The organism is Streptomyces olivaceoviridis (assembly GCF_014650115.1).
GTDB classification, from domain to species: domain Bacteria; phylum Actinomycetota; class Actinomycetes; order Streptomycetales; family Streptomycetaceae; genus Streptomyces; species Streptomyces olivaceoviridis.
Window position 1 is genome coordinate 102,113 of record NZ_BMUI01000020.1, and the last position, 18,733, is coordinate 120,845.

At 69.3% G+C, this 18,733-nt stretch carries 13 protein-coding genes; 10 read left to right on the plus strand and 3 right to left on the minus strand.

Features of this window, described 5'->3' with window-relative positions:
- Positions 1–121 precede the first annotated feature (121 nt).
- Positions 122–2,818 carry a transglycosylase domain-containing protein gene (locus IE273_RS30930; RefSeq protein ID WP_373309417.1) on the minus strand — a complete coding sequence of 899 codons (2,697 nt, stop codon included), beginning with the start codon at positions 2,816–2,818 and terminating at the stop codon, positions 122–124.
- Between the two features lie 395 nt (positions 2,819–3,213).
- Between IE273_RS30930 and IE273_RS30935 the strand changes: the two genes are divergently transcribed.
- The 3 genes from IE273_RS30935 to IE273_RS30945 all read left to right on the plus strand — a co-directional run bounded on the left by IE273_RS30935 (position 3,214) and on the right by IE273_RS30945 (position 6,386).
- On the plus strand, positions 3,214–3,897 hold the full coding sequence (locus IE273_RS30935) for a PadR family transcriptional regulator (RefSeq protein ID WP_189818467.1): 684 nt from the start codon (positions 3,214–3,216) through the stop codon (positions 3,895–3,897).
- Positions 3,898–3,940: 43 nt separating this feature from the next.
- Entirely contained in the window at positions 3,941–5,023 is a 1,083-nt protein-coding gene (locus tag IE273_RS30940) for an inositol-3-phosphate synthase (protein WP_014673757.1), read from the plus strand.
- A gap of 100 nt (positions 5,024–5,123) precedes the next feature.
- Positions 5,124–6,386, plus strand: coding sequence for an MFS transporter (locus IE273_RS30945; RefSeq protein WP_189818468.1), 1,263 nt, complete (start codon positions 5,124–5,126; stop codon positions 6,384–6,386).
- Between the two features lie 92 nt (positions 6,387–6,478).
- On the opposite strand, the gene IE273_RS30950 is transcribed toward IE273_RS30945, so the two are convergent.
- A complete protein-coding gene (locus IE273_RS30950) occupies positions 6,479–7,921 on the minus strand; it encodes a CCA tRNA nucleotidyltransferase (RefSeq protein ID WP_189818469.1) in 1,443 nt (480 codons plus the stop codon).
- Positions 7,922–8,175: 254 nt separating this feature from the next.
- On the opposite strand from IE273_RS30950, the gene IE273_RS30955 reads away from it, so the two are divergent.
- From IE273_RS30955 to trxA, 7 genes are all read left to right on the plus strand, one after another.
- Complete coding sequence (locus IE273_RS30955) at positions 8,176–10,548, plus strand: DUF6049 family protein (protein ID WP_189818470.1); 2,373 nt, start codon at positions 8,176–8,178, stop codon at positions 10,546–10,548.
- Between the two features lie 45 nt (positions 10,549–10,593).
- On the plus strand, positions 10,594–12,969 hold the full coding sequence (gene murJ, locus IE273_RS30960; protein WP_189818471.1) for a murein biosynthesis integral membrane protein MurJ: 2,376 nt from the start codon (positions 10,594–10,596) through the stop codon (positions 12,967–12,969).
- A 118-nt stretch (positions 12,970–13,087) separates the two neighbouring features.
- Complete coding sequence (locus tag IE273_RS30965) at positions 13,088–14,809, plus strand: protein kinase family protein (protein ID WP_189818472.1); 1,722 nt, start codon at positions 13,088–13,090, stop codon at positions 14,807–14,809.
- 25 nt (positions 14,810–14,834) lie between these two features.
- Entirely contained in the window at positions 14,835–15,584 is a 750-nt protein-coding gene (gene sigM, locus IE273_RS30970; RefSeq protein ID WP_189818473.1) for an RNA polymerase sigma factor SigM, read from the plus strand.
- Between the two features lie 494 nt (positions 15,585–16,078).
- Complete coding sequence (locus IE273_RS44990; protein ID WP_189818474.1) at positions 16,079–16,522, plus strand: RsmA family anti-sigma factor; 444 nt, start codon at positions 16,079–16,081, stop codon at positions 16,520–16,522.
- 153 nt (positions 16,523–16,675) lie between these two features.
- Positions 16,676–17,644, plus strand: coding sequence for a thioredoxin-disulfide reductase (gene trxB / locus IE273_RS30980; protein WP_189818475.1), 969 nt, complete (start codon positions 16,676–16,678; stop codon positions 17,642–17,644).
- A 48-nt stretch (positions 17,645–17,692) separates the two neighbouring features.
- Complete coding sequence (gene trxA, locus IE273_RS30985) at positions 17,693–18,025, plus strand: thioredoxin (protein WP_014673766.1); 333 nt, start codon at positions 17,693–17,695, stop codon at positions 18,023–18,025.
- 66 nt (positions 18,026–18,091) lie between these two features.
- Here trxA and IE273_RS30990 read toward each other — a convergent pair whose 3' ends face one another.
- Complete coding sequence (locus IE273_RS30990) at positions 18,092–18,709, minus strand: GNAT family N-acetyltransferase (protein WP_189818476.1); 618 nt, start codon at positions 18,707–18,709, stop codon at positions 18,092–18,094.
- Positions 18,710–18,733: the final 24 nt, after the last annotated feature.

Below are 18,733 nucleotides of genomic sequence, written 5' to 3' on the forward strand. Positions count from 1 at the left end.
TAGTGCCGTACCCGGCTAGGAAAACACCGAGGGCCGCCGCACCCGCTGGGTGCGGCGGCCCATGTTTCACGTGAAACACCCTTGGTGGGCGATATGGTCGCCAACCGGTCGGATCGCCGGGCTAGCCGGTCTGGCTCCCGAAGAAGCCACCGTTCCCGTTCCCGTTCCCGTTCCCGTTGCCCCGGGTGTCACCGGTCCCGGTCGTATCCGTGACCGTGGGTGACGGCGACTCGCCTCCGCCCCCGTTGACACCACCTGTGTCCACGCCTCCGGCGCCATTGCCGTTGGCCCCGCCATTGCCGTTGCAGTTCGGGTCCCAGCCGAGCTGGCAGGACTCACTCACCGACGGAGACGGTGAGGTGGTCGTCTTGCTCGGCGTCGGGCTCGGCGTGTCACTGGGCGTCGGGCTCGGCGTGATGGTGACGCTCGGGGTCGGGGAGGGAGCACCCACCTCGTCCTGGACCTTGCCGATCTCGGTGGGGTCTGGGAAGCCCGGGTCGTTCTTGCCCTTGAGCGCGTCCTTCATGTACTCGGTCCACACCTGCGTCGGGATGTCACCACCGTGGATGGAGTCCACGCCCGCCGTACCGTTCATGGACAGCAGTTCGTGGTCCTTGGGGTTCTCGCGGAACATCGCGACCGAGGTCGACAGCTGCTGGGTGTAGCCGACGAACCAGGCCGACTTGTTGCTGTCGGTGGTACCGGTCTTGCCGGCCGCGGTACGTCCCAGGGCCTTGGCGTTCTGACCCGTACCGTTCTGGATCACGTTCTCCAGGGTGTCCGTGACGTTGTGGGCCACGTTCTCCGGCATCACCTGCGTCCGCTTGGGCTTGGCGAAGCCCGGCAGTTCCTGGCCGTCCTTCTTGACGCTCGTCACCGAGTACGGATCCGCGTGCTGGCCGGAGCCGGCGAACGTCGCGTAGGCGTCGGCCATGCGGATCGCGCTCGGCGTCGAGGTACCGATGGCGAAGGACGGGTTGAGGTCGGCGAAGCTTGCGTCGAGGATGCCGGAGGCCTTCGCGACGTCTCGGACCTTCGACATCCCCACGTCCATGCCGAGCTGCACGAACGGGGTGTTGATGGACTGCTCCATGGCCTTGCGCAGCGTGATGTAGCCCCAGGGCTTGGGGCCCTCGTTGCGCTGGTAGAAGACCGAGCCGTCCTTCTTCAGGACGTAGCTTCCGTCCTGGTTCCTCACCTTGAGCTTGTCGTTGCCGTTGTACTTGCTCAGCGGCGAGATGCCCTCACCGTCGGACTTGTAGGTGCCGTACTCCATCGCCGCGGCCAGGACGAACGGCTTCCACGTCGAGCCGACGGGGACACCCGAAGTGTCGGCGTTGTTGGTGAAGTGTCCGTTCTCGTAACCGTCACCGCCGTAGAGCGCGACGATCGCACCGTCCTTCGGCACCACCGATGCCGCGCCGAACTGGACGTACTTGTCCAGATCGCGGTGCTTCGGGTCGAGGCGCTCCTTCTGGACCTTCTTCACGGCGGCACTCAGGGCGTTCACACTCTTCTTGTCGAAGGTCGTGTAGATCTGGTACCCGCCCTGGTCGAACTGCGCCTCGGTGATTTTGGAGTGGTTCAGGACGTACTTCTTGGCCGTGTCGACGAGGTAGCTGATCTGGCCGGTCATGCCCTTGGTCGCCTTGCGGTCCTGGGGCTTGGGGTACTCCTTGATGGCTTCCTGGTACTGGGCGTCCGAGAGGTGCTTGTCCTTGTGCATCTCGCCGAGAATCCAGGCCCAGCGCTTCTTGGAACGCTCCCGGTTGTCCTTCGCGTTCGCCGAAGGGTCGAGGTCCGCGTTGCCGGCCGGGTCGTAGTACGTCGGGCCCTTCAGCAGCGCCGCCAGGAAGGCGCACTCACTCGGCTTGAGGTCGAGCGCGTCCTTGCCGTAGTAGGTGCGCGCGGCGGCCTGGATGCCATAGGCGCCACGGCCGTAGTACGAGGTGTTCAGATAGCCCTGAAGGATCTGCTTCTTGTCGAGCCTCGTCCCCACCTTGATGGAGATGAACATCTCCTTGAACTTGCGGGTGACGGTCTGTTCCTGGCTCAGGTAGGTGTTCTTCACGAACTGCTGGGTGATCGTCGAACCACCCTGCGTCTGACCGCCCCGGGCCATGTTGCCCAGGGCTCGGGCGATACCCATCGGGTCGACGCCTGAGTCCTGGTAGAAGCTCTTGTTCTCCGCCGAGATCACAGCCCACTGCATGGCCTCGGGGATCTTGTCGATGGTGACGTTCTGCCGGTTCACCCCGGTGCCCGTCGCCACCATCTGGCTGCCGTCGGCCCAGTAGTAGACGTTGTTCTGCGACTTGGCCGCGTCGTTCTCGTTCGGGATCGAGACCATCGCGTAGCCGACGCCGACCATCACCACCAGGCTGCCGACGAAGCCGATGAACAGCCCGCTGACCAGCTTCCAGGACGGCACCCAGCGTTGCCAGCCGTACTTGCCGGCCCTCGGGTAGTCGATGAACCGCTTCTTGCCGGGTGCGGTCGTCGCGCGACCGCCGCCGCGCCCGGGACCGGTCGGGCCGCCCGGGCCGCCGCGCCGGCCGCCGGCGTTGTCGGCCGCTCTGCGTCGGCCACCCTTCTGCGCGGCACGGCGGGCCTCGGCACGGCCGCCGTAGGAACGCTCCTCACCTCCCGGGTCCGTGGACTCCGACCCCGGGGAACGGGACCCATAGGAGTCGGCAGGGGACCCGGTGGCGCCTCGCGGTGCCGCACGGCGGCCGGAGGACGAGCCGGACTGGCCGCGTCGGGCCGCGGCACGTCCGCCTCCCTGCGGCTGCGGCGGTTTGCGACGGTGCTCGCTCATCGAACGATTACTCCTCGGGCAGGCGCACCCGTGCGCGCCTGGAACGGCGGCTGATTTCCGGTCCCCCCGAAGTACGGATGTGGTCGGTCCTGCATTCACCCGTACTGCACCAGGGACGAAGACGCTCCCCAGGCATCACGCGGTTCCCGGTGGTGTCATGCCGCACAGACTACGCACCACCAAAACGCGCCGAGCTCCGAAGTTCACCCCAAAACAGGCAAGTTGCCTCCAATGAAACGGTGATGTGATCCCGTTCACCACCGCCCCTCTTGTCGCGTGCGGGAGGCCGTTCTATCGTGCTGATGTATCGAGTCGATACATCAGCACGAGATAAAGACGCTGCCAAGCGGTGCGAGACCTGCGGGACGGTCCTGCGGGGCCGAGAGGAGGCGACGATGAGCCGGCGCTCCGGCATTCTTGAGTTCGCCGTGCTCGGCCTGCTCCGGGAGTCCCCGATGCACGGCTACGAGCTGCGCAAACGACTCAACACGTCACTGGGTGTGTTCCGCGCGTTCAGCTACGGGACGCTGTACCCCTGCCTCAAGACGCTGGTCGCCAACGGCTGGCTGATCGAGGAACCCGGGAACACCCACGACGAGGCACTCGCCGCTCCCCTCGCCGGACGCCGCGCCAAGATCGTTTACCGGCTGACCGCGGAAGGCAAGGAGCACTTCGAGGAACTGCTCTCGCAGACCGGTCCCGACGCGTACGAGGACGAGCACTTCGCCGCACGGTTCGCCTTCTTCGGGCAGACCTCGCGCGATGTGCGCATGCGCGTCCTGGAGGGCCGGCGCAGCCGCCTGGAGGAGCGCCTGGAGAAGATGCGCGCCTCCCTGGCGCGCACCCGGGAGCGCCTCGACGACTACACGCTTGAGCTCCAGCGCCACGGGATGGAGTCCGTGGAGCGCGAAGTGCGCTGGCTGAACGAGCTCATCGAGAGCGAGCGGGCCGGGCGGGACCTGAGGGGTTCCGAGTCCGGGGGGTCCGCTCAGCAGGACACCACCACTGGATCGACGGGCGGCCTGCCCCGTCCCGGGGACACCCCGCGGACGGATACGCCCGACGACACCGCCACGTGAGTCCCAGTCGGGGCCTCACTCGTACACACAGGGAGCAACCGGAATGGGTTCGGTTCGCGTAGCCATCGTCGGCGTGGGCAACTGCGCCGCGTCGCTGGTGCAGGGAGTCGAGTACTACAAGGACGCCGACCCGGCGTCCAAGGTCCCCGGCCTGATGCACGTGCAGTTCGGTGACTACCACGTCCGCGACGTCGAGTTCGTCGCCGCGTTCGACGTCGACGCCAAGAAGGTCGGGCTTGACCTCGCGGACGCCATCGGCGCCTCCGAGAACAACACGATCAAGATCTGCGACGTGCCCACCACCGGTGTCACCGTCCAGCGCGGCCACACCCTCGACGGCCTCGGCAAGTACTACCGCGCCACCATCGAGGAGTCGGACGCCGAGCCGGTCGACGTCGTCCAGGTCCTGAAGGACAAGCAGGTCGACGTCCTGGTCTGCTACCTGCCCGTCGGTTCCGAGGACGCGGCGAAGTTCTACGCCCAGTGCGCCATCGACGCCAAGGTCGCCTTCGTCAACGCCCTCCCGGTCTTCATCGCCGGCACCAAGGAGTGGGCGGACAAGTTCACCGAGGCCGGCGTGCCGATCGTCGGTGACGACATCAAGTCCCAGGTCGGCGCCACCATCACGCACCGCGTCATGGCGAAGCTGTTCGAGGACCGCGGTGTCATCCTCGACCGCACGATGCAGCTGAACGTCGGCGGCAACATGGACTTCAAGAACATGCTGGAGCGCGAGCGCCTGGAGTCCAAGAAGATCTCCAAGACGCAGGCCGTCACCTCCCAGATCCCCGACCGGGACCTCGGCGAGAAGAACGTCCACATCGGCCCGTCCGACTACGTGGCCTGGCTGGACGACCGCAAGTGGGCCTACGTCCGCCTGGAGGGTCGCGCGTTCGGTGACGTCCCGCTGAACCTGGAGTACAAGCTGGAGGTCTGGGACTCCCCGAACTCCGCCGGTGTCATCATCGACGCGCTGCGCGCCGCGAAGATCGCCAAGGACCGCGGCATCGGTGGCCCGATCCTGTCCGCCTCCTCGTACTTCATGAAGTCCCCGCCGGTCCAGTACTTCGACGACGAGGCCCGCGAGAACGTCGAGAAGTTCATCCGCGGCGAGGTCGAGCGCTAAGGCGCCCGGCGCCGCTCGCACGAGAACGCTCCTGCCAGGGCTGTGAAGGTCCCCGGGTCCCGCGACCCGGGGACCTTCCGCATGTGTGAGGGTGTGATCCATGCCCGTCGTCCGTGACCTGCGCGTCCTGCTGCGCCTGGGAAACTTCCGGCGCCTGCTGTACGTCCGCCTCCTGTCCCAGGGCGCCGACGGCGTCTACCAGGTCGCACTCGCCGCGTACGTCGTCTTCTCCCCGGAGAAGCAGACCTCGGCCACCGCGATCGCCTCGGCGATGGCGGTCCTGCTGCTCCCCTATTCACTGGTCGGACCGTTCGCCGGTGTCCTGCTGGACCGCTGGCGACGCCGGCAGGTCTTCGTGTACGGCAATCTGCTGCGCGCCCTGCTGGCCGCGGCCACCGCCGCGCTGATGCTCGGCCACGCTCCGGACTGGCTCTTCTACGTGTCCGCGCTGTGCGTCACGGCCGTCAACCGCTTCGTCCTCGCGGGGCTGTCCGCCGCCCTGCCACGGGTCGTCGACACCGAGCGCCTGGTACTGGCCAACTCCCTCTCCCCGACCGCCGGCACCCTCGCCGCGACGGTCGGCGGAGCCCTGGCCTTCGGCGTGCGGATCGTGGCATCGGACTCCGACGCGGCGGTGGTGGTGCTCGGCGCCTTCCTGTACCTGTGCGCGAGCCTCGCGTCCCTCCGCATGGCACCCGGCCTGCTCGGCCCCGACCGGCACCCGGCCCGGCCCCGTCTCGGCGTGGCGCTCGCCACGACGGCACGCGAGCTGCTGGCGGCCATGGGGCACCTGGCCGCGCCGAGGCGCAGGGAAGCGGCCTGGGCTCTGGGCGCGATGACGCTGATGCGCTTCTGTTACGGCGCCCTCCTCGTTCTGCTGCTCATGCTCTGCCGCTATGCCCTGGCCGACACCCCCGAGGAAGGGCTGCGGCTCCTCGGGCCGGCGCTGGCGTTGTCCGGCGCGGGATTCTTCGCGGCGGCCGTGGTGACGCCGTGGGCGGCGGGGCGGCTCGGGCCCATCCGCTGGATCATGGTGTGCTCGGGCGCGGCCATGGTGCTGGAACCCGCCCTGGGCCTGCCCTTCGCCACCGGTCCGCTCATGGTCGCGGCCTTCGTTCTCGGCCTGATCACCCAGGGCGCAAAGATTGCCACGGACACGATCGTCCAGTCCTGCGTCGAGGACGGCTTCCGCGGCCGGGTCTTCTCCGTGTACGACGTGCTCTTCAACGTCGCTTTCGTCGGCGCCGCGGGAGTGGCGGCTCTGATGCTTCCGCCGGACGGCCGCTCGACCGTGCTGGTGACTCTCGTCGCCGTCATCTACGGCGTGATCGCCGCCGGGCTGGCTCGCTTCGCACGCCGGTAGTACAGACCGAGGGGCGATGTTTCACGTGAAACATCGCCCCTCGGTGTCTCCGTCCCGACGACCGTTTCACGTGAAACATCGTCCGGACCGACTCAGCTCTGCTCGGCCCACCACTCCTTGAGCGCCGTCACCGCGGTGTCGCGCCCCATCGGGCCGTTCTCCAGGCGCAGCTCCAGCATGTGCTTGTACGCCTTGCCGACGGCCGGGCCGGGACCGATACCCAGGATCTCCATGATCTGGTTGCCGTCGAGGTCGGGACGGATCGCGTCGAGCTCCTCCTGCTCCTGAAGCTGGGCGATGCGCTCCTCCAGGCCGTCGTAGGCCCGGGACAGTGCCACCGCCTTGCGCTTGTTGCGCGTGGTGCAGTCGGAACGGGTCAGCTTGTGCAGGCGGTCCAGCAGCGGGCCCGCGTCACGGACGTACCGGCGGACAGCCGAGTCCGTCCACTCCCCGGTTCCGTAGCCGTGGAAGCGCAGGTGGAGTTCGACCAGCCGTGAGACGTCCTTCACCAGCTCGTTGGAGTACTTCAAGGCGGTCATGCGCTTCTTGGTCATCTTGGCGCCGACCACCTCGTGGTGGTGGAAGGAGACCCGGCCGTCCTGCTCGAAGCGGCGGGTACGTGGCTTGCCGATGTCGTGCAGCAGCGCGGCCAGACGGAGGGTGAGGTCCGGGCCGTCCTCCTCCAGTGCGATCGCCTGCTCCAGGACGATCAGCGTGTGCTCGTAGACGTCCTTGTGCCGGTGATGCTCGTCCCTCTCCAGCCGCAATGCCGGCAGCTCGGGCAGGACATGCCCGGCGAGCCCGGTGTCGACGAGCAGGCTCAGCCCCTTGCGCGGGTGCGCGGAGAGGATCAGCTTGTTCAGTTCGTCCCGGACCCGCTCGGCCGAGACGATCTCGATCCGACCGGCCATCTCCGTCATGGCGGTGACGACCTCGGGGGCGACCTCGAAGTCCAGCTGGGCGGCGAACCGGGCGGCCCGCATCATGCGCAGGGGATCGTCCGAGAACGACTCCTCGGGCGTACCCGGCGTCCGCAGGACACGCGCCGCGAGATCCTCCAGTCCGCCGTGCGGGTCGATGAACTCCTTCGCCGGCAGCGCCACGGCCATCGCGTTGACCGTGAAGTCGCGGCGGACCAGATCCTCCTCAATGGAGTCGCCGTACGACACCTCCGGCTTGCGCGAGGCGCGGTCGTAGGCCTCGGACCGGTAGGTGGTGATCTCGATCTGGTAGCCGCCCTTGTGCGCGCCGACCGTGCCGAAGGCGATGCCCACCTCCCAGACGGCGTCCGCCCAGGGCCGGACGATCTTCAGTACGTCCTCGGGACGGGCGTCGGTGGTGAAGTCCAGGTCGTTGCCGAGCCGGCCGAGCAACGCGTCGCGGACCGATCCGCCGACCAGGGCGAGCGAGAAGCCCGCTTCCTGGAATCGGCGGGCGAGGTCGTCGGCGACCGGGGCCACCCGCAGCAGCTCGGCGACCGCGCGCTGCTGCGCCTGGCTCAGGGCGGAGGGAGTGTCTTCGTTCGGGTTCGGCACAACAGAAGAGGGTACGTGCCCCGCGCGACCAGAGGCGCCCCCATGACGGTGCGGACAGCTCCCGGCATACCCGTGCAAGCGCTGCTCTTGCGGCGTACGGCCGCTCTCCCCTCGATACTGGATATAGGGGACGGGTCACGGTTGTTCTTCGAGCTTGTGGAGGAGACCGCGGCACTTCCCTTCAGCGCACATCGTTACCATGCGTGGACGCACATTCCGACGACCACTGACGACGACGAGGGACGGGCGAGCGCGTGGCCGAGGCGGCTGACTTCCAGGGGACCAGTGCCTCACCTGCCCGCCGGTGGCTGCGGCGCGCCGGAACACTGCTCGCCGGGACACCACTGCTGACCGGTCTGCTCCAGCTGCCCGCCGCCGGGCCCGCGCAGGCCGACTCGTCCGGCACGGTGTCCGTCTCCCTGGACTCGCTCAGCCCCAGTGCCCCCACGGACGGCGACACGGTGACCGTCTCGGGCACGGTGACGAACAACGGCAAGCGGGCCGTCACCAACGCCCATGTGGGTCTGCGGGTCGGCCCCGAGCTGACGAGCCGCTCGGAGATCGATTCCGTCGCCCGGCACTCCGACGAGCCGCAGGGCGGCGCCGGCACGGAGGTCGGCGACAAGTACGAGGAGAAGTTCGACAAGCTGGCCCCCGGGGTCGCCGAACACTTCACGATCTCCGTGCCCGTGGACAAGCTCGACCTCGGCGACGACGGGGTCTACGAGTTCGACGTCACCCTGTCCGGCCAGACGTCCGCCCAGGCATGGGACCAGGTGCTCGGCATCCAGCGGACGTTCCTGCCGTGGCAGCAGTCGGAGGCCGACACCAAGACCAAGACGTCGTTCCTGTGGCCGCTGATCTCCACGGCCCACCTGACGGCGAAGACGGGCGCGGGCGAGCTACAGACGCCGGAGTTCCTCGACGACGAGCTGGCCAAGGAGCTGGCCCCCGGCGGCCGGCTGGCCCAGATGGTGGACCTGGGCAAGGACCTCGACGTCACCTGGGTGATCGACCCCGACCTGCTCGCCTCGGTCGACGCGATGGCCGCGGGCAACTACCGGCTCCAGGGCGCCGACGGCACCAGCACGCCCGGCCCGCGGGAGCACCAGGCGATCGCCAAGCAGTGGCTGGCGGCCCTCCAGAAGGCGGTGGCCGGCAAGGAGGTCATCGCCCTGCCGTTCGGCGACCCGGACCTGGCCTCGCTGGCGCACAACGGCACCAGCGTCACCGGCTCGCTCAGCCACCTCAAGGACGCCACCGACGTCGCCGCGATCACCGTGAAGACCGTGCTCCATGTCACACCGAGCACCGACTTCGCCTGGCCGGTGAACGGTGCCGTTGACCCGTCGATCATGAAGGTGGCGACCTCCGCCGGTGCCGACCGGGTGATCGCCCGCAGCGACAGCCTCCAGGAGACCGGCGGACTGCCGTACACGCCGTCCGCCGCCCGCCCGGTCGGCGGAGGCACCACGGCGGTCGTCGCCGACACCCGGCTGTCCACGGCGTTCGAGGGCGACCTCACAAAGGCGGGCGCGGCCACCCTCGCCGTCCAGCGGTTCCTGGCCCAGAGCCAGGCGCTGAACGCACAGACGGACAAGCAGCGCAGCATCGTGGTCGCCCCGCAGCGCATGCCCACGGCGAGCCAGGCGCAGGCGATGGCGACGGCGCTGAAGGCGCTTCAGGGCGGCACCTGGTCCCAGTCACAGGACCTCTCCGCGGCGGCCAAGGACAAGCCCGACCCGGGCGCCACCACGCGCATCCCGTCGGCGTCCGCCTACCCCTCCTCGCTGCGCCGACAGGAACTGCCGAGGGCGGTCTTCGACCAGATCGCCCGCACCCAGGACAAGCTCGACAACTTCCGGGTGATCCTCTCCGACCAGTCCCGCGTGGTCACGCCCTTCGGGCGGGCCATAAACCGAGAGATGTCCACGTCCTGGCGGGGCAGGCGCGGCGAGGCGATCAGCTATCGCGACGGCGTGGAGGCCTGGATCGACGACCTGACCGAACAGGTCAAGCTGATCGACAAGTCCGAGACCAAGCTCTCGGGGCGGAGCGCCACGATCCCGGTGACCGTCCAGAACAACCTCGTCCAGCCCGTGGGTCACCTGGTGCTGCGCCTCACCTCGACCATGCCGACCCGCCTGAAGATCGGCGGCAAGGCCTACGACGAGCAGCCCGTGGAGGTCTCCGGCGGGCACAGCCAGTCGGTGAAGTTCACCACCTCGGCCAACGCCAACGGCCGGGTGACGGTCCTCGCCCAGCTGTACACCGAGGACGGCCAGCCCTACGGCGACGCCGTCAGCTTCGACGTGAAGGTCACCGAGGTCACGCCCACCGTGATGCTGGTCATCGGCGGCGGCGTCCTGCTCCTGGTGCTCGCCGGCTTCCGCATGTACACCCAGCGCAAGCGCGCGGCCGCCCGGCAGGCCGACGAGGACGGTCCCGGAACGGCGGGGGAGGACACGGGCGAGCCCGGGAACCCGGGAGCGCCCGGCGACCGTCTCCCGGAGGAGTCCGACTCCACCCCCGGGGCAGACGACCCGGAGCAGCCGAGTGACCCTGCGCCGGACACCGCACCGGAAAACGCCGACCCGTCCGGGACGGGTGAGAGAGTGGACCGTTGAGCGATGTCGTGGCCGGTGGGCCCGGGACGATGAGGTGGGGTAAGCATGAACGCGCCGTACGACGGTGACCGCGGTCAGGGCGCGGCCGGCTCGGGCTACCCCGAGCCGCCGCCCGAGCCCGGCCAGGTACCGCCGCAGCACGCGGCGGACATGTATCTCCAGGACGCCTACGAGCAGGACCCCTACCGGGCGCACGACCTGGCCGCCCAGGACCCGGTCGCCGAGGCGCTGTACGACCGTGCCGCGCACCCGCCGCCACCCCCGGGCACGTACGACCGGCAGCAGCCGCTGTACGCCCCGCCCGCCCAGTCGCCCTACGCACCCGACCCCAACGTGTGGGCGCAGACCCCGGCGCCTGAGCCGGGGAGCACGACCCCGTACCTGCCGTACGGCGAAGACCCGCGCACGACCCGGTTCGTGGGCGTGGACGATCTGGTCACGCACTCCGGCGAGGAGTACCACGAGCCGGACGCCTTCGCGCACCTCTTCAAGGACCAGCAGCACAGCGGCGCCCACACGCCCATGGATCCCCCGGCCGTTCCGGGTCCTGCCGCGGCGCCGGGCGGTGGATACGGCCCCGCCGGCCAGTACCCGCCCCCGCACGGTCACAGCCCGCAGCAGGGCCACCCGTACGCCGGCGCCGGGTACCCGGCCGGTCCGTCCGCCACCGGATACGCGGCACAGTCCCAGGTGCCCGCTCCGGCCGCCGCTCCGGGCCCCGCGGGCCCGCCCGGGGTCATCGAACCGGAAGCCACCACGGCCGGCGACACGGCCGCTCCCGCCAAGAAGGGCGGGCGGGCCGCCGGGCTGATGAAGTCCAGTGCGGTCATGGCGGCGGGCACGATGGTCTCCCGCCTCACCGGCTTCGTCCGCTCCGCGCTGATCGCCGCCGCGCTGGGCCTCGGCTTCCTCGCCGACTCCTTCCAGGTGGCCTACCAGCTGCCGACGATGATCTACATCCTCACCGTCGGCGGCGGCCTGAACTCCGTGTTCGTGCCCCAGCTGGTGCGCTCCATGAAGGAGGACGAGGACGGCGGCGAGGCCTTCGCCAACCGGCTGCTGACCCTCGTGATGGTGGCCCTGGCCGCGCTGACCGGACTCGCGATGTTCGCCGCGCCGCTGCTGGTGCGCCTGCTGGCCGCCCCGGTGGCCGACGACCCGGCGGCGAACGAGGTCGCGGTCACCTTCACCCGTTACTTCCTGCCCTCGATCTTCTTCATGGGCATCCACGTGGTGATGGGTCAGATCCTCAACGCGCGCGGGAAGTTCGGCGCGATGATGTGGACCCCGGTCCTGAACAACATCGTCATCATCGTGACGCTCGGCATGTTCATCTGGGTCTACGGCACCGCCGCGAACTCGCACATGACGGTCCATAGCATCCCGCCGGAGGGCCAGCGACTGCTCGGCGTCGGCGTGCTGCTCGGCCTGGTCGTCCAGGCCCTGGCGATGATCCCCTACCTGCGCGAGACCGGCTTCCGGGTCCGGCTGCGCTTCGACTGGCGGGGTCACGGCCTGGGCAAGGCCGCGATGCTCGCCAAGTGGACGGTCCTGTTCGTCCTCGCCAACCAGGCGGGCGCCATGGTCGTCACCCAGTTGTCCACCGCCGCCGGCAAGGACTCCGGGGTCAAGGGCACCGGCTTCGCCGCCTACGCCAACGCCCAGCTGATCTGGGGCCTGCCGCAGGCCATCATCACCGTCTCCCTGATGGCCGCCCTGCTGCCGCGCATCTCGCGCTCGGCCGCCGAGGACGACACGGGCGCCGTCCGCGACGACATCTCCCAGGGTCTGCGCACCACCGCGGTCGCCATCGTGCCGATCGCCTTCGGGTTCGTCGCGCTCGGCATCCCGATGTGCACGCTGATCTTCGGCTCCGCCGGTACCGGCGCGGCCACCAACATGGGCTACATGCTGATGGCCTTCGCCCTCGGTCTGATCCCCTACTCCGTGCAGTACGTCGTCCTGCGCGCCTTCTACGCCTACGAGGACACCCGCACCCCCTTCTACAACACGGTCATCGTGGCCGTGGTCAACGCCGGAGCCTCGGCCCTGTGCTACTTCCTGCTGCCGTCGCGCTGGGCCGTCGCCGGCATGGCCGCCGCCTACGGCCTCGCATACGCCATCGGGGTGGGCGTCGCCTGGCGCCGACTGCGCCAGCGGCTGGGCGGGGACCTGGACGGCTCGCGTGTGCTGCGCACCTACGCGCGACTGGGTATCGCCTCGGTTCCGGCGGCCCTCCTCAGCGGCGCGGCCTGCTACGGCATCGGGCACACCCTCGGCCTGGGCGTCGTCGGCTCCTTCGCCGCGCTGCTCGCCGGTGGTGTCGTTCTGTTCGGCGTCTTCTTCCTCGCCGCCCGCCGGATGCGCATCGAGGAACTCAACTCGCTCGTCGGTATGGTGCGCGGGCGTCTGGGGCGTTGAGGCGAGGGTAGGCGCACAACCATCGTCCGCCGCTGTGTGTCGTGCATAGCGGCGGACTGTGGGCACAATTGGTTTCGGCGTCGGACAGCGTGCAACGGATGGGGAGGCAGGGACGACGGTGGCGGAACGGAGCACGGCTGCCGTCGACGTGGCAGACAACAGCGGTGAGCAGCCGCTGACCGCCAAGGCGGACCAGTCCACGGCCGACGGGGTGGCCAAGAACCCGGAGCGGGGCACCGACAGCGTGGAGGCACAGGGGAGCGGCGGAACCGAAGGTCCCGGACGGAAGGCTTCGCCTCCGGAGTTGCACAGCGGTCACAAGCTCGCCAGACGCTACCGACTGGAGGAGTGCGTCACCCGTCTGGACGGATTCAGCAGTTGGCGTGCGGTCGACGAGAAACTCCGTCGTGCCGTCGGCGTCCACGTACTGCCCGCGGACCACGCCCGGGCCCGTTCCGTCCTCGCCGCCGCCCGTTCCTCGGCGCTCCTCGGCGATCCGCGCTTCGTGCAGGTCCTCGACGCCGTCGAGGAGAACGACCTCGTCTACGTCGTCCACGAGTGGCTGCCCGACGCCACCGAACTGTCCACGCTGCTCGCCGTCGGCCCCCTGGAGCCGCACGACGCCTACCAGATGGTCAGTCAGGTCGCCTCCGCCATGGCCGCCGCGCACCGGGAGGGTCTCGCCCATCTGCGGCTGAACCCGAACGCCGTGCTGCGCGCCTCCACCGGCCAGTGGCGCATCCGTGGTCTCGCCGTGAACGCCGCCTTGCGGGGCGTCACCTCCGACACCCCGCAGCGCACCGACACCGAGGCGATCGGCGCCCTGCTGTACGCGGCGCTGACCCAGCGCTGGCCCTACGAGAGCGACGCCTACGGTCTGTCCGGTCTCCCCAAGGACATCGGCCTCATCCCTCCGGACCAGGTGCGGGCCGGTGTGCACCGCGGCCTGTCCGAACTCGCCATGCGCGCCCTCGTCAACGACGGTGCCACGGCGTCCCGTCACGAGGCTCCGTGCACCACGCCGGAGGAGCTGGTGAAGGCGATCGGTGAGATGCCGCGCATCCGCCCGCCCGAGCCGTCGTTCACGGCCCCGCCGGAGTACCAGCGCACGACCTACCAGCAGGGCACCTACGGCCGCCCGGCCCCGCACCCGGGGGTCACACAGCCGATCGCTCCCCCGCCGCCCCCGCTCCAGAGCCGCACCGGGAAGGCCCTGAAGTGGGCGGTCTCGGCCCTGCTCATCGCCGCACTGGGACTGGGCAGCTGGCAGCTGGCGGACGCTCTGATGGACCAGAGCGGGAAGTCGGACGACACCAACAAGAGCCAGACGACGGACGGCGGCGACAAGAACGCCGTGAAGCCGAAGCCGACTCCGATAAAGATCCAGAACGGCCAGGAGTTCGTCGCCAAGGGCGACGCCCAGAGTCCCGGTAACGTCGCCAAGACGTACGACGGCGACGCCTCGACGTACTGGAAGACCAAGAGCTTCAACGAAGGTCCGACGATCGCGCCGTTCAAGCCGGGCGTCGGCATCGTGTACGACCTCGGCTCGGCCAAGGAGCTCGGCGCGGCCACCATCGACCTCCGCTACGGCGGTGACCACACGACGGTCGAGCTGTACGCCGCGGATTCGCTGTCCCCGGCCTCGCTGGATTCCATGACGAAGATCGGCAGCGTCACGACGACGGGCACCACGGCCACGGTGAAGGTCAGCAAGCCGGTCAAGACGCAGTACGTTCTCGTCTGGCTGACGGCCGTGCCCAACTCGGGGTACGACTCCACCCTGTACGCCAGTGCCGGCTACAAGCAGGCCATCGGCGAAGTGAAGTTCACGGGCTGACGTCTCACCCGGACCGGAGGGGCAGATGGCGGAGGGCGCCGGATACGACGGAGTGAGCGACCGCGACCTGCTCGCCCGCCACGTGGAAGGCGACCCCGAGGCATTCGGTGAGATCGTGCGGCGTCACCGGGACCGGCTCTGGGCGGTCGCCCTGCGGACCCTGGGGGACCGCGAGGAGGCCGCTGACGCGGTCCAGGACGCCCTGGTGTCGGCCTACCGGGCCGCCCACACCTTCCGGGGGCAGTCGGCCGTCACGACGTGGCTGCACCGGATCACGGTGAACGCCTGCCTGGACCGGGCACGTAAGGCGGCCTCGCGGAAGACGGCTCCGGTCGACGACACCGAGCGGCTGGAGCAGTTGCTGGAGCCGTACGAGTCCGCCTCGGCGCCGGCCGAACGCAAGGACGTGCACCGACAGCTCCTCGAAGCGCTCGGCACCCTTCCGCCCGAGCAGCGGGCCGCTCTGGTCCTGGTGGACATGCAGGGTTACCCGGTGGCGGAGGCCGCGCGAATCCTCGATGTCCCCACGGGAACGGTGAAGAGCCGGTGCGCCCGGGGCAGGGCAAGGCTGCTGCCCCTGCTCACGCACCTACGGCCTGAAGGCACTCCGGCGGCGCGATCGGCCGGTGCCCCAGGCGGGAAAGAGACCGGCCCGGAAGGGAACCGGGGGCAGGGGTCATCCGTCCCACCGGCGACGGGGTCCCCGAGCGGACATCCCACGGACGCGGGACCGAGCGATACAGCTGTAGTGAAGGGCGGAGGTGGGCGAGCGTGACTTCCACGACAGACACGGCCGGGCACCCGGACGTCACGGAGATCTCCGACCTCACCGAGGGCCTCCTTCCGCCGGATCGCAGCACCGACATACGGAGCCATCTGGACGCGTGCGAGGCGTGCGCGGACGTTTATACGTCGCTGGAGGAGATCCGGGGCCTGCTCGGGTCGGTGCCGGCGCCGGAGCGCATGCCGGACGATGTGGTCGAGCGCATCGACGCCGCCCTCGCGGCGAAGGCACCACTGAACGCGGGCGGCGAGGACGTCGCAGGCGATGTTTCACGTGAAACGTCGCCCCTTACTGCCCCTCCCGGTGCACACCCTGCTGTCCACTCCACTGTTCCTGCCACTGATCACCCCGCCGACCGCCCCGCAGGGCGCCCGCGCGCGGGGACCGGGCCCGGGCGCAAGGGGTCACAGCATGGGCGGCGCCGTGGTCGGCTTGTCCTGGGCGCCGTTCTCACCGCCGCGGTACTGGGGGCCGGAGGGCTGGTCGTGAAGTCACTCGGGGACACCACCGACCACACGACCGCCCACGGGACACCGACCGCCTCCGCCGCCACCTTCTCCGGCGACAGCGTGCAGAACCAGGTGCACGCCCTCCTCACCACCAAGAGAAGTCTGCTGCCGGACAGCGCGAAGCCTCGGCTGGAAGGTGACGGCGGGTCGGACACGCCCGGCTCGACCGAGGGCCCCAACACCCTCCTCCAGACCACGGTTCCGGTCCCTGACTGTGTCCGGCAAGCGCTCAACCAGAGCGCCGACGTCCTGGGCGCCAAGACGGGAACGTACGCGGGGAAGCCCGCCTATCTCGTCGTCGTGGCCGACACACACGACAGCAAGCAGGTCACCGCCTATGTGGTCGACGCGGCCTGTGTGCACCAGCAGACGGCTTCGGCCGGCACGGTCCTGCTGAAGCAGTCCGTCGCGCGTCACTGAGCTGGCTGGAACACTCCTTCGGTCGTTCCTGGGCACGCGTGTGCCGGGGCACACCGGGAATGCAGGGCCCGTAGGATCCGTTGGGTGGGGTGGGACTCCCGAAAGGGGCTCCCACCGGTCGACTGACGCAGACCAGAGACGAGGAATCAAGCCGTGAGCGACGTCCGTAACGTGATCATCATCGGCTCCGGGCCCGCAGGCTACACGGCGGCGCTCTACACCGCCCGTGCGTCGCTGAAGCCCCTGGTGTTCGAAGGCGCCGTCACCGCGGGTGGCGCGCTGATGAACACCACCGAGGTGGAGAACTTCCCAGGCTTCCGCGACGGCATCATGGGCCCCGAGCTCATGGACAACATGCGCGCCCAGGCCGAACGCTTCGGTGCCGAGCTGATCCCGGACGACATCGTCTCCGTCGACCTGACCGGTGAGATCAAGACCGTCACCGACACCGCGGGCACGGTCCACCGGGCGAAGGCCATCATCGTCACCACCGGCTCCCAGCACCGGAAGCTGGGCCTGCCGAACGAGGACACGCTCTCCGGTCGTGGCGTCTCCTGGTGCGCCACCTGTGACGGGTTCTTCTTCAAGGACCAGGACATCGTCGTGATCGGCGGTGGCGACACCGCGATGGAGGAGGCCACCTTCCTCTCGCGGTTCGCCAAGTCCGTGACGATCGTCCACCGCCGGGACACCCTGCGCGCCTCCAAGGCGATGCAGGAGCGCGCCTTCGGTGACCCGAAGATCAAGTTCGTCTGGGACAGCGAGGTCGCCGAGATCCAGGGCGACCAGAAGCTCTCCGGCCTGAAGCTGCGGAACGTCAAGACCGGTGAGCTGTCCGACCTGCCCGCGACGGGCCTGTTCATCGCGATCGGCCACGACCCGCGCACCGAGCTGTTCAAGGGCCAGCTGGACCTGGACGAGGAGGGCTACCTGAAGGTCGACTCCCCGTCCACCCGCACCAACGTGACCGGTGTCTTCGCCGCCGGCGACGTGGTGGACCACACCTACCGCCAGGCGATCACCGCGGCCGGGACCGGCTGCTCCGCCGCCCTGGACGCCGAGCGCTTCCTCGCCGCCCTCGCGGACGCGGAGAAGGCGGAGCCCGAGAAGACCGCCGTCTGACCTTCCCTCTCCCTCACCCCACCGCACGACCAAGGTAAGGAGCCCACCGTGGCCGGCAACCTGAAGACTGTGACCGACGACTCCTTCGACCAGGAGGTCCTCAAGAGCGACAAGCCCGTCCTCGTGGACTTCTGGGCGGCGTGGTGCGGCCCGTGCCGTCAGATCGCCCCGTCCCTGGAGGCGATCGCCGCCGAGCACGGCGACAAGATCGAGATCGTCAAGCTCAACATCGATGAGAACCCGGGTACGGCCGCCAAGTACGGCGTCATGTCCATCCCGACCCTGAACGTCTACCAGGGCGGCGAGGTTGCCAAGACCATCGTCGGCGCCAAGCCCAAGGCCGCGCTTCTCCGCGACCTCGAAGAGTTCATCACCAAGTGACGTTTCACGTGAAACATGAAGGGGCCGACCCGCAAGGGCCGGCCCCTTCATATTGAGCCCTCTTCGCTACAGCGGCCTCAACGCGGGTTCCTTCTGGACCGCCCCCAGGAGCCGGTCGAGCGCCATCTCCACGTCTTCCTTCCAGGAGAGCGTGGACCGCAGCTCCAGCCGCAGCCGGGGATGCGTGGGGTGCTGCCGGACCGTCTTGAAGCCCACGGCCAGCAGATGCTCGGCGGGCAACAGACAGGCGGGCTCCTTCCAGCGGGAGTCCCCGAACGCCTCGATCGCCCTGAAGCCCCGGCGCAGCAGATCCTTGGCGACCGTCTGCACCAGCACCCGGCCCAACCCCTGCCCCTGGTATCCCGGCATGACGAAGCCGGTCATCAGCTGGACGGCGTCCGGCGAGACCGGGCTCGTGGGGAAGGCCGTCGAGCGAGGGACATAGGCCGGCGGGGCGTACAGAACGAAGCCCGCCGGTACGTCATCGACGTACACCACCCGGCCGCACGACCCCCAGTCCAGCAGGACGGCGGAGATCCAGGACTCCTTCTCCAGTGCGGCCCTGCCCGCCGTCACAGCCGCTTCGCCGCTGACAGGGTCCAGCTCCCAGAAGACACACGAACGACAACGGTGGGGAAGGTCCTGAAGGTTGTCCAGTGTGAGCGGCACGAGCCGACGCCCCATGAAGGCTGATCCTCGCTTCCTTCG

What these genes read in the sequence shown, in the direction of transcription:
- IE273_RS30945 (WP_189818468.1), top strand. Translation starts at nt 5,124, where the DNA reads ATGCCCGTCGTCCGTGACCTGCGCGTCCTGCTGCGCCTGGGAAACTTC.
- sigM (WP_189818473.1), top strand. Translation starts at nt 14,835, where the DNA reads ATGGCGGAGGGCGCCGGATACGACGGAGTGAGCGACCGCGACCTGCTC.
- IE273_RS30990 (WP_189818476.1), bottom strand. Translation starts at nt 18,709, where the DNA reads ATGGGGCGTCGGCTCGTGCCGCTCACACTGGACAACCTTCAGGACCTT.
- IE273_RS30940 (WP_014673757.1), top strand. Translation starts at nt 3,941, where the DNA reads ATGGGTTCGGTTCGCGTAGCCATCGTCGGCGTGGGCAACTGCGCCGCG.
- murJ (WP_189818471.1), top strand. Translation starts at nt 10,594, where the DNA reads ATGAACGCGCCGTACGACGGTGACCGCGGTCAGGGCGCGGCCGGCTCG.
- IE273_RS30935 (WP_189818467.1), top strand. Translation starts at nt 3,214, where the DNA reads ATGAGCCGGCGCTCCGGCATTCTTGAGTTCGCCGTGCTCGGCCTGCTC.
- IE273_RS30930 (WP_373309417.1), bottom strand. Translation starts at nt 2,818, where the DNA reads ATGAGCGAGCACCGTCGCAAACCGCCGCAGCCGCAGGGAGGCGGACGT.